The organism is Asticcacaulis excentricus CB 48 (genome assembly GCF_000175215.2).
GTDB classification, from domain to species: Bacteria; Pseudomonadota; Alphaproteobacteria; order Caulobacterales; family Caulobacteraceae; genus Asticcacaulis; species Asticcacaulis excentricus.
The window spans coordinates 712,566-723,791 of the sequence record NC_014816.1; the positions used below are offsets into that span (position 1 = coordinate 712,566).

General features: G+C 58.5%; 11 protein-coding genes. 3 read left to right on the forward strand and 8 right to left on the reverse strand.

Going from position 1 to position 11,226, the window contains the following annotated elements; translation table 11 throughout:
* Positions 1–389 precede the first annotated feature (389 nt).
* From uvrB to ASTEX_RS03330, 3 genes are all read left to right on the forward strand, one after another.
* Positions 390–2,561 carry an excinuclease ABC subunit UvrB gene (uvrB, locus tag ASTEX_RS03320; protein ID WP_013478191.1) on the forward strand — a complete coding sequence of 724 codons (2,172 nt, stop codon included), beginning with the start codon at positions 390–392 and terminating at the stop codon, positions 2,559–2,561.
* A gap of 229 nt (positions 2,562–2,790) precedes the next feature.
* Positions 2,791–3,195, forward strand: coding sequence for a hypothetical protein (locus ASTEX_RS20800; RefSeq protein ID WP_013478192.1), 405 nt, complete (start codon positions 2,791–2,793; stop codon positions 3,193–3,195).
* A 109-nt stretch (positions 3,196–3,304) separates the two neighbouring features.
* On the forward strand, positions 3,305–3,922 hold the full coding sequence (locus ASTEX_RS03330) for a DUF3617 domain-containing protein (protein ID WP_013478193.1): 618 nt from the start codon (positions 3,305–3,307) through the stop codon (positions 3,920–3,922).
* Position 3,923: 1 nt separating this feature from the next.
* Here ASTEX_RS03330 and ASTEX_RS03335 read toward each other — a convergent pair whose 3' ends face one another.
* From ASTEX_RS03335 to ASTEX_RS03370, 8 genes are all read right to left on the reverse strand, one after another.
* Positions 3,924–4,307 (reverse strand): DUF4870 family protein, encoded by a 384-nt coding sequence (locus ASTEX_RS03335; RefSeq protein WP_013478194.1) that lies wholly within the window; start codon positions 4,305–4,307, stop codon positions 3,924–3,926.
* Positions 4,304–4,849 carry a DinB family protein gene (locus ASTEX_RS03340; RefSeq protein ID WP_013478195.1) on the reverse strand — a complete coding sequence of 182 codons (546 nt, stop codon included), beginning with the start codon at positions 4,847–4,849 and terminating at the stop codon, positions 4,304–4,306. The genes ASTEX_RS03335 and ASTEX_RS03340 overlap by 4 nt, the downstream gene beginning before the upstream one ends.
* A complete protein-coding gene (gene folB, locus ASTEX_RS03345; RefSeq protein ID WP_013478196.1) occupies positions 4,846–5,199 on the reverse strand; it encodes a dihydroneopterin aldolase in 354 nt (117 codons plus the stop codon). The genes ASTEX_RS03340 and folB overlap by 4 nt, the downstream gene beginning before the upstream one ends.
* On the reverse strand, positions 5,190–5,747 hold the full coding sequence (locus ASTEX_RS03350; RefSeq protein ID WP_013478197.1) for a 6-pyruvoyl trahydropterin synthase family protein: 558 nt from the start codon (positions 5,745–5,747) through the stop codon (positions 5,190–5,192). The genes folB and ASTEX_RS03350 overlap by 10 nt, the downstream gene beginning before the upstream one ends.
* Before the next feature lie 261 nt (positions 5,748–6,008).
* Positions 6,009–6,995: a thioredoxin-disulfide reductase gene (gene trxB, locus ASTEX_RS03355; RefSeq protein ID WP_013478198.1), complete on the reverse strand. Its 987-nt coding sequence runs from the start codon at positions 6,993–6,995 to the stop codon at positions 6,009–6,011.
* Positions 6,996–7,078: 83 nt separating this feature from the next.
* A complete protein-coding gene (locus tag ASTEX_RS03360) occupies positions 7,079–8,119 on the reverse strand; it encodes a mitochondrial fission ELM1 family protein (protein ID WP_013478199.1) in 1,041 nt (346 codons plus the stop codon).
* A gap of 201 nt (positions 8,120–8,320) precedes the next feature.
* Entirely contained in the window at positions 8,321–8,794 is a 474-nt protein-coding gene (greA, locus tag ASTEX_RS03365; protein WP_041658489.1) for a transcription elongation factor GreA, read from the reverse strand.
* Positions 8,795–8,989: 195 nt separating this feature from the next.
* The gene (locus ASTEX_RS03370) at positions 8,990–11,164 is read right to left on the reverse strand and encodes a DUF6311 domain-containing protein (protein WP_013478201.1); all 2,175 of its coding nucleotides are present in this window, start codon (positions 11,162–11,164) and stop codon (positions 8,990–8,992) included.
* Between the last annotated feature and the right edge of the window lie 62 nt (positions 11,165–11,226).

Genomic DNA, 11,226 nt, shown 5'->3' on the forward strand with positions numbered 1-11,226 from the left:
CAGAGGGGGAGCATGTGAGAAAATTTCTCACGCAATGCCTATTTTTTATCAAGATGTGCCCCGCAATGACTTTTTATTTTATGAAGTATTGAAGAGATAAGCTTGACCGCTATTTTCTTACGATATTCATGAATGTGCCTTTCGGTTTTGCGATAATTACAATTTAACGAAGGTTACTGACGTTACGCAAAAGTGAAACTGAAATGCTGACATGTATAGAACGGCGTTATCTTAAATTGGTGGTTTCAAGGCACTGGAATCCCGAATGAATCCGCCTCAGGTAGGGTGTCACGAAAACTTGAAGCGCGCCAAACAGCCAATCCGGCCGTGGCGCGCAAAAGCCGCGGGTCGCCCCTTTTCATTTTTTCGCAGGACGCTATGCTGTGTTCATGAACCGTTCTCATCTCGCTCGCCTCATTTTCGAAGATGTTCGCTGTCACGCCGCCGATGTCGGCGCGCAGGACTTCCCGCCCGCTCTGTGGTCGCCGCACCGCCCCGACCGGCCGCAAAAGTCGGAGGGCGGGCGGCGTTTCGTGCTGCATTCGGCCTATGAACCGGCTGGGGACCAGCCAGCGGCCATTGCGGAGCTGGTCGAAGGGGCAAATGCAGCAGAGCGTGACCAGGTGCTTCTCGGCGTCACCGGGTCGGGCAAGACCTTCACCATGGCCAAGGTGATCGAGCAGACGCAGCGACCGGCGTTGATTCTGGCGCATAACAAGACGCTGGCGGCGCAGCTTTATAGTGAGTTCAAGGCCTTCTTTCCGGAAAACGCGGTTGAGTATTTTGTCTCCTACTACGACTACTACCAACCCGAAGCCTACGTGCCGCGTACGGATACTTATATAGAGAAGGACTCGTCGATCAACGAACAGATCGACCGTATGCGCCACGCAGCGACGCGCGCCATCCTTGAGCGCGATGACGTAATCGTGGTGGCGTCGGTGTCGTGCATCTACGGTATCGGTTCGGTCGAAACCTATACGGCGATGACCTTTGAACTGAAAGTGGGGCAGACCATCGACGAGGCGCAGTTACGCGCAGATCTGGTGGCGCTGCAATACAAACGCAATGACGCGGCCTTTGAGCGAGGGACTTTCCGCCGCCGCGGTGACGTCATCGAAATCTTCCCGGCCCACTACGAAGACCGCGCTTGGCGGGTGTCCTTGTTTGGGGATGAGATAGAGGCCTTGACGGAGTTCGACCCGCTGACCGGCAAGAAGACAGCGGACCTAAAAGACCTCAAAGTCTATGCCGCCAGCCACTATGTGACGCCGCGCCCGACGCTACGTCAGGCGATCGACCGCATCAAGGCGGAACTGAAACTGCGGCTGGATCAGCTTCATGCCGAGGGTAAACTGCTAGAGGCGCAACGCCTTGAGCAGCGGACCACTTTTGACCTTGAGATGATGGAAGCCACAGGGGCCTGTGCGGGTATCGAAAACTATTCGCGCTATCTGACCGGACGGGCACCGGGTGAGCCGCCGCCAACCTTCTTTGAATACCTGCCGGAAAATGCTTTGCTGTTTGTCGATGAAAGCCACGTCACCGTGCCGCAGATCGGCGGCATGTATCGCGGAGACTTTGCACGAAAGTCTGTTCTGGCTGAATATGGCTTCCGCCTGCCGTCTTGTATGGATAACCGCCCGCTCAAGTTTGAGGAGTGGGAGGCAATGCGGCCTCAGACCGTCCACGTTTCGGCCACGCCGGGCAATTGGGAGATGGAACAAACGGGCGGCGTGTTTACCGAACAGGTAATCCGCCCGACCGGCCTGATCGACCCGCCGGTCGAAATCCGCCCTGTTTCGACCGGTGGTGCCAATCAGGTCGATGACGTGATTGCTGAGGTGCGCGAAGTCGCGAAGAACGGTTATCGCTCTTTGGTCACGGTGCTGACCAAGAAGATGGCGGAAAACCTGACCGAATATATGCACGAACAGGGTATCCGCGTGCGTTACATGCACTCTGATATCGACACGCTTGAGCGTATCGAAATTATCCGCGACCTGCGCCTTGGCGCGTTTGATGTCCTAGTTGGGATCAACCTGCTGCGCGAAGGCCTCGACATCCCCGAATGTGGCTTTGTGGCCATACTCGATGCCGACAAAGAGGGCTTCCTGCGCTCGGAGACCTCGCTCATTCAGACCATCGGGCGGGCGGCGCGTAACGTCGAAGGCCGTGTCATTCTTTATGCTGACAAGATGACGGGGTCGATGGAACGGGCGCTGGCCGAAACCAGCCGCCGCCGTGAAAAGCAGATGGCCTACAATGCCGAACACGGCATCACGCCGGAAAGCGTTAAGCGCGGTATTTCCGATATTCTGGATAGTCCTTACGAAAAGGCTGACAGGGTACAGGTGCCAGTGGGCGTGGCGGCAAAGGACTCCAAACCCTTCCTGGGTTCCAATTTTCAGGCGACGCTCAAGGACCTGGAGACGCGCATGCGCGAGGCGGCGGGCAATCTGGAGTTCGAAGAAGCGGCTCGCATGCGCGACGAAATCAAGCGTCTTAAGCTGCTCGATCTGGAGTTCGCCAAGGACATGATTGGGGACCCTGCGACATAAGTTTATTGCCAGATCGCTTCTGAAGCGTCTCAATCCTGTACTGAGGATTGTGTGTCACGCCCCTGTTACGAAAATGTGCCAGTTTGAAACGAAACCGGCTGGATTTTCGCGACGAAATGCCTCACTCTGTGGTCCGGCCTGTGCATAACTCTTGGTTGGGTCCCCGTCACGTTTCAATTTGGCTGTGTAACGACATCCGGGGCGCATAGAGAAGAGGTTGGGGTGTGATATGCGTAGAACCAGATTGAATGTGGTGCCACCCTCGGCGAAGGGGGGCGTGATCGAAGCCGAGATGATGGGGGGCATGGGCGAGCCCGCTCATGAGGTCATTAATGTCGTGCCTGTACCGCTAAACAATACGAACAGCCTGCAATCGCTGGTCGATGCGACGATTTCGGCGCGCGAAAGCCGCACCCAGCGCGTGCGTCGCCTTCAGGAAGAGGCCAAGTCGCTGGCACGTGAACAGATTTCCGAGCTGGAAATCCTGATCGATGCGACGGCCAAGATGGCGCATGAAATCGCCGAAGGTGGCGAGGCCTATCCGGTGGGTGCACGTGAACTTAGCCGCCGTTTGGCTGACGAACTGCCGCGCACGCTGCAAACGCTACGCATCGTCGCCAAAAAGAGCCTTTGAACCTGTATTTTGCAGGTCCTGCGGCAATAAGGTTCATAATTCGACTCGCCTGTCTGGGGTTTTACGCTTACATCTGTGACTTCCATTTCGGGACAGGGATGCACAGGACATGGCGGCGTATGTAAAGTCAGGTGTGGTTCTCTCTTGGCTTGCCGTTGTCGGGCTGATGTCTGGCTGTGGCAAAAAAGAACAGCCCCCCGCGCCTGAGCCCACACCAGCCTCGGCTTCTGTGGCCGCACCCCCGGCCAAACCGCAGGAGCCGCTGCCGACGCGTCAGCCCGGCCTGTGGGAAACGACGCTCAGCGAAGAGGGCTCGGAAAGTCAGGCCCAGACCATGCGCATCTGCCTCGACGCGGCCACCGAGAAGGAGTTGGGCATTACCGGCACTGATCTTAATGGCAATCGCTGCCGCAATACGGCGGTTAGCCATCTGGACGACGGTTCGTGGGGCATCCTCGCTGAATGCAACATGGGGTCGGGCGGTAAGATGGAGGTTTCGGGTAGCATCACCGGCGACTATACGCGCGACTACACAATGACGCTGCGGTCTCAGACAACGGGAGCCTCGCTGGCGCATATGAACCGCGTGGTCAACATGACGATTAGATCCAAACGTCTCGGCGCTTGCAAGGCCGATCAGAAGCCCGGCGATGTGACCCTGCCCGGCGGTGACGTCAGCTTCAACCTGTTCGATATGGCTGGCCGTGAGCCGGGCCCGCCCAAATAGGTTAAACCAGCCAGCTCTTGGGATTGGGGATCGGGCGTTTGTGGAAGACGTGGTTGAAGCCCAAAGTGCAACGGCCTACGATCCACAGGAATAGGGCGAAGACGAGGATCAGCACGACACCGCCCAGCACCATGCTCGACATAATCGGTGAAGTCAGCAGCACAACCAGTGGCACGAAGGCCCCGATACCCACCCAGAAGGTCTTTTTCTGAAAGGCATAGTGGGTCTTCAGCCAGTCGGGCGCATCGTCCTGAAACAGGTATATCAGGGTGATGGCTATGACGCCCGAAATCCCGCCGACGATCAGGAAAAACAACAGCAGATAGTTGACGATGGGGATGATCGTCGTGTCGCTGAGTTTGGTGCGGGTGGCGGGCACAGTCATTTTAAATCCGGATCCAGTTCGGGTACCAGAACAAGCACGTCCGTCACGCCTATATCAAGCCCCATCTGCGACAAAAGCGTCGTAATCTGCCCCCGGTGGTGCGTTTGGTGATTGAACACGTGACTCAGCACCAGCCCCAGCGGCTTGGTATGGGCATCGCCATTCACACGTCGATAGGTGACGGGCGTGTCGAGATGGGCCTCGTTTAGGCTCTCGATATAGCTGAGCCAGAGATCATCCATTTCTCTACGCACCGGTGCAAAGGCGCTCAGTTCACTATACAGCGTATCATTCAGGCCCCTGGGCTGCGGCAGGGCCTTGGCGGCCGACAGCGCAGAGCCGGTCGCATGGCCACTCAAACGTCCCATCCAAAGCAAGTCCGCCACGATCAGGTGGTTGAGCGTTCCCCATACCGAGCCGAAAAAGGCTTTCGTATTGGTGTGAAAATCGGCTTCGGGATGCGCCGCCATCAGCTCCAGCAGCTTGGCGTTCATCCACTGGTTATAGTGGGCCATCAGGCTCAGATGCGCCAGATGGTTCATTTGCGCATCACCACCGTGCAGCCTGAACGTTCGGCATCGGCCAGAGCTTCGGGTTTGGAGATGCGGATGCGCACCTCCTCGGCCTGCGGCAGGGCCAGCACAGCCTCTGCCAGGTCCTCAGCCAGGGTTTCGACGAGCTTGATATGACCGCGCGCAATAAGGTCACGTGCCAGATTGCCGACCATTTCGTAGTTCAGCGTGTCTTTCAGGCCCTTGATCAAGTGCAGGCCGATACGGATATCGGCATCGATGATCAGGGGTTGGGTGCGACCGTGCTCGTAGTCGTAGACGCCGATGGCGGCTTCGACCTTCAGGCCTTCGACAAAGACATGGCGGCTGATCAAAGGCATGGGTCGCTCTTTTTCTGCCAGTCTTCGGGTGGCAAGAGGTCGTTGATCGACAAATCGGCTCGATGACACCAGTCGGCCAGACGCGGGCCGTGGATGAGGTCTTCGGGCGTCAGGATGACCGTATTGGTCGGGGTTTCTTCGATTTCAAAGCGCACGCACTCAAAGTCCGGCACTTGAGCGGACAAGATGGCGTTCAGCTTGTGATAGAGGGCTAATGCTACGGCTTCGGTCGTAGGGTCGCCCGGAATGATCAGCAGACGCGGCAGAAGATCGGGCTCATGCGCCTGAAAGAAGCCGATCAGCGGGTCATCGGCGCCAAGTTGAAAGGCGTGATCGAGCGCTTCATCGACGAAGCGATGCCAGTCGCGCTTAAGCGCATCAAAGCTCTGGGCGTAGTTGGATTGGCCCCACTTTACCGTATCCGGCGATTTGGCCTTCAGTGACACGCGCACGAATTCATTATGGCCATGCGGGGTCGCGCACTTCGACGAACGGTCGGCGCGCAACCGGTGAGCCATGGAAAAACGACGGGTGAACTGAATTTGCACAGACAGGGGCCTTCTTTTAAGCCGCAGCTAAAAGCGCAAAAGCCTGCGTGAGTCAAATCACGCGCAGTGTCTGGACGTGATGGCCACAAAAAACACGAAAAGAGTAGAGTCGGAGCGTGCTCACCTGAAGGGCTGTTAGCCTCGTTCTGGGGCGAATTTCAAAGCGCTTCGCCCGAGGCTTTCATACAACGCATTTGGCAACGCATTTGGCAACGCATTTGGCTTTTCGTGTTCTTCGTGGTGAAGACATGCTGCCAAATCTTACCACGCACCGATCTTGGCGTCCTGACGATGGTGGTCCTCTTCGGCCAGCAGGCGGATGGCTTCCAGCGCTGCCATACACCCCATACCGGCCGCCGTGACCGCCTGACGGTAGACGTCGTCCGTTACATCGCCGGCGGCGAAGACGCCCTTGATGGCGGTTTTCGGGGTTCCGGGTTCGACCTTCAGATACCCGCCGGCATTTGTTTCAAGTTGCCCCTGGAACAGTTGTGAAGAGGGCGCGTGGCCGATGGCGACGAAGACACCATCCAGCGGCAGTTCGTGCGTATCGCCCGTATGGACGTTTTTCAGGCGCACACCGGTGACGCTGGCCCCTCCGAATTCATTGGTTTCGCCCAGAATTTCGTCAATGGCGGAGTTCCAAACCGGCTGGATTTTCGGTTCAGCATACATGCGCTCTGCCAGGATCTTTTCCGAGCGCACAGAGTCGCGGCGGTGAATCAGATAGACCTTGGAGGCAAATTTGGTGAGGAACAGGGCCTCTTCGACCGCCGTATTGCCGCCGCCGACCACAGCCACCGTTTTGTTGCGGTAAAAGAACCCATCGCAGGTGGCGCAGGCCGACACGCCGAAGCCCTGATAGGTCTTTTCGGATTCAAGACCCAGCCACTTGGCCTGAGCGCCGGTCGAAATGATGACGGTTTCGGCCAGATAGACATTCCCGGCGTCTGTTTCGAGGCGGAAGGGACGCTGGCTGAGGTCGGCCTTGACAACAATATCGGTGATGACCTCAGTGCCCATATGCTCGGCCTGTGCCTTCATCTGATCCATCAGCCACGGGCCTTGTATGACCTCGGCAAAGCCCGGATAGTTTTCGACGTCGGTGGTGATGGTAAGCTGTCCGCCGGTCTGCGGTCCGGTAAACACCACCGGATGCAAGAGGCCCCGCGCGGCATAGATGGCCGCTGTCCAGCCCGCCGGGCCGGAACCGATGATGGCACAACGAACAGTACGGGGCGTGGTCATGGCAGATTCGATTCTATCTTGGGGTAAACTGGCCACTTAGATAATGACCGGCTGTCGCCTTGTCATCCCTCCGTTAAGGGCTGTTAACGATTTTCGTCGGGATGCGTTTGATTATATAGCGCCAGTACGGCTTTGGCAGCGCGGTTTGTCTCGTTCAGCGGCGGGTATTTCCAGAAGCGCAGTTCCCCGGACCACGGACGGGCAGCGCCATACTCCTGAAGTCCCTGATGGAAGCGACCGAACTTCGCGCCCGTGCCGCGCGCATCCATGGGCAGGATGTGCACCGGCTTGCCCGTCGCGGCGGCTTCGGTGGCCATGTTCACCGAATCCTCGGTGACGAGGATGTGGTCGGCGGCGTTGAGGAAGGCGAAATAGGGGTTGTCGCCTTTGCCCTCATAGATGATGCCGTCGAGGTCTTTAAGCCCCTCCGTCAGAATAGCGCGGGCCGCATCCGGGGTGCGACGCGACACGCTGAGCAGCAGAGTGGTCTTTTTACCTTTGACGGCCGCTCGAATCTGCTGGACGAGGGTTTCGGCGCGCGCCGGTGATATGTCGTGGCTTTTGGAGCGACCGCCGATCAGGACCGCGATAAACGGGGCCCTGAATTTCGACAGGCTTTCGGCCCAGTGTGCTGCCTCACGGCTAAGGCGTTCCGGCGTGACACGATGAGTCGATCCCAGAAGGGGCAGCACATTTTCGCCCTTCACCTCGTCATGCTTCGGTGCAATGACCATATCAAACCGTCCGGAAGGTAGGCGCGGGTCCTGAAGCTGTACCACCAGAGTCTTGCCCTGAGAGCGGCGGCGCATGCGCAGCGAATGGGGTAAAGTGGCGCGCCCGGCGGCAATCCAGATGTCGGGGTAGGGCGGGCCGATGAGGTCGGAATCGCGCTTCAGCATCACATCGGGCCATAGTCGCAGTGCCGTAGGCCAGCGATCAAACAAGCGGCGATAGCGGATATGGCGCACAACAATCTGGGTCGGAGTGAGGGCGGCTATGGCTTCGGCCAGACCCAGCACCTGATTATGGATACCGGCACGACCGTCCGACACCGCCCAGACGATCAGCGGGCGGTCCGAGGGAATCTTAAGCGACTCTTCGGTTGTGACGGGAGGAGTTAACACGCTTCAATCCAAAGAACTGGAGACAGAAAAAGCCCCCGCCACCGCATCTCACCTGCCTTATGGCAGGCTGGCGCGACCCGCCTCCACATCAAAGATGGGAAGGTATGAAATATGCCAAACTCCGGCGACGGGCCGCCCCGAGCCGGAGTTTGTCGATTCCAATCCCCACGTCCTGACCGTCAGATCAGGACGTGAAAGTCGTTAGATCCACTCGACCTTGAGGATTTCGTAGGCCTTGACGCCGGCAGGGGTGTTAACCTCCACAACGTCGCCCACTTCCTTGCCGATCATGGCACGCGATAAGGGCGAGCTAAGCGAGATACGCCCTGCCTTGACGTCGGCTTCGTGCTCGCCGACGACCTGATAGCGGCCTTCTTCCTCGGTGTCCTCATCGACCACGGTGACGGTCGCGCCGAACTTGATCTGGTTCCCCGACAGCTTCGAAACGTCGATCACCTGAGCGCGGCTGATCTTGTCCTCGATCTCCGCGATCTGACCTTCGATCCAGCCCTGACGTTCCTTCGCCGCGTGATATTCCGCGTTTTCCGACAGGTCGCCGTGCGAACGCGCTTCGGCAATCGCCGCTATAACGGCGGGACGTTCCACCGACTTCAAACGCTTGAGTTCGTCGTCAAGGCTTTGGTAGCCCGCGACGGTCATCGGCACTTTTTCCATGTGCGATTGTTTCTGAAACGCCCTGAGTGAAAGACAATAGAGCCGACGACGGTCGAGGGCGCCTGCGACCGGCCGGAAAACCTGTGTTGGAACTTAAGCCGCGCGCCGGACGCTATTTCGGAGCACCCTTGCAGGACGGGGCACGCTTCATAGCGCAAAACGCACGAAAAAACAAATCTTGTTTCAGATAGGCATTCAAGGGCCGGTATAAAGCCCCCATTGCGATATTTTCAGGCGTTTAAGGTCCTCTCGCACGGTTCTGCCGGGGGAGGGAGGATCGCTGACGACGAACGACACCCGCACCTGTCCGGACACGCCCGCCGGCACAGCCAGACTATGCGTCGTAGGTTTTTTGTTTAGGAGCAGTGACGCCACTTTTACATCGTTGATGAAGACCGTCACCTGCGACGGGCGGCGCGTATTGAGCGTCAGGCGCACCTGTTTTGCGGCGCTGGCATCTATCTCAGTGGGCACGGGGAAGACGGCGCGGCTGCCGCGTGACCAGATACCAGCCTCTTCCGGCAGGGCCCAGTCTGCGCCGAAACCACAGGCCGTCGGCTTGTCGCGTGCGACGGTCTGCATCACATTCAGAGGCATCCTCGGATAGACCGGTGTACGACCGACTGAGGTGGCGGAGAGCGGCGGCAGAATCCAGTAGCCGTCAAGCTCACGCAGACGCGCCCGCAGGGCCGGCGGCGGCGGACAGGGATTGAGATAGACATAGAGCTGATCGGGGGCGGCTTCGCCTGCCAGGAAGCGGGCGTAACTCGCCATTTCCACAGCCTGCTGGCGGACGTCCGGACGAGCTGCGTACATGGTGGTGACAGGCACCTTTGCCGAAACCGCGCGGTACGCTACGTTATAAAAACGCTGCGTATCGATGTGCGGATCGGGTGGGACGAAATTGACCCGCGAACTGGCGGCGATCAGTGGGCTCCATTGCGGACTTTGCGCGACGCTAAAGATGGTTCGGTCAGACGCACGCGCTGTCAATCCTTTGACATGCGAGGCAAACGCGCCAAGTTCGACGAGCTGCAGACCGACAACGAGCCCCAGCAGCAGGTTCCGTTTCGGAGCGCGATAGATGACCAGAAGACTTAAGAAAACCAGTGCGTAGGCGACAGGCCAGAATAGGCGGCCTGAGGCGCGAATAACGCCGAGTGCGGGGACGGCGGCGTCTGGTAAGGGAATATCGATCAGGGTTTTGCCGAAAATCTGGATCTTGGTCGAGATGGCCAGCACGGTCAGAACGATCAGCACCCACTTCAGGGTGCGGACGCGTTCAAAGGCCTGAGTGGTGACTTCGCCGGTGTCTCGGTTGTCGGTCTCGGTCGGTAAGGATGTGTTCACCCCCAGCTTGCGGGTGCGCCGGGTCAGCCACCAGGCCACCCCGATCAGCACCAAAACCCCCACGCCCAGATACTGAAAACCCTCAAAAGCCTGACGGGGCTCCTGCTTCGGCAGGAAGGACAGAAAGCCGGGCAGTCCAGACGGATTGAATGGCCCATCAAGCCCCATCGAATATGTGCCAAAACCGTCGCCTCCCGGGCTGGTGCCGGAAAACGCCCCACCCGCCCACAGCGCGATCAGACACAAGGTGGCGCTCATACCTGCGGCGGCGGCCTGCCTGATCAAGGCCTTCGGGTCGCGCGTGCGGCGTATAATCTGCAAGGCCTGCCATTGATCGGCGGCCCAGATAAATAGACACATGATCAAAAGATACGGATGGATTAGAGAGGCCAGGGTCAGATTTGCAGCCCAGCCGATCGCCTTGCCGCGAGGGGTTTCGACAGCGAAGAAGATGTAAAGCGACCACAGGATCAGCCAGTGCGCAAACAGGGTGTCATGCCCGATGCGATTGTAGAAGGTTGGCAGCAGGCACAAGAGCAGCGCGCCCGCCAGGGCACTCCAGGCGCCCGGCGCGTAGCGTTCCATAAGGCGCAGGGCAAAGACGTACTGCAAACATAGGCATAGGAGGAACCAGGGTCCGATGAACTGAAAATCATCGGGCAGCCATGGACTGATCAGTTTCAGAGGCAGGGAAAAAAGCGGATTGGAGTCCGTATAGAGAATACTCAGGCCGGTGGGATGCGCCAGAAGGTCCTGATGATTGAAGCCATCGGCCCCGTTGCGGTATGCGTGCCAGCCCAGAAAATGCTGCCCCCAGTCGCCCTGCATCGCCCATCCGACATTGGTCGGGTCGAGAATCGCCGGGTTAAAGAACAGCAGAAACAGCAGGACGGGCGTGCCAAACAGCGCCAGACGATAGTAGGAGGGGTTCGGGCTATCGGGCATTTCATTCTCGGGTCTGTCAAACGGAAGCGCCCGCGCAATTTGAGATTTGCGCAACGTCTTGTCTTTTCCGGACATGACCGCCCCCTTCGGCACCGCACACCTTAAAGAGGGGTTTTGGTGAAGACAAGCGCGGCAGT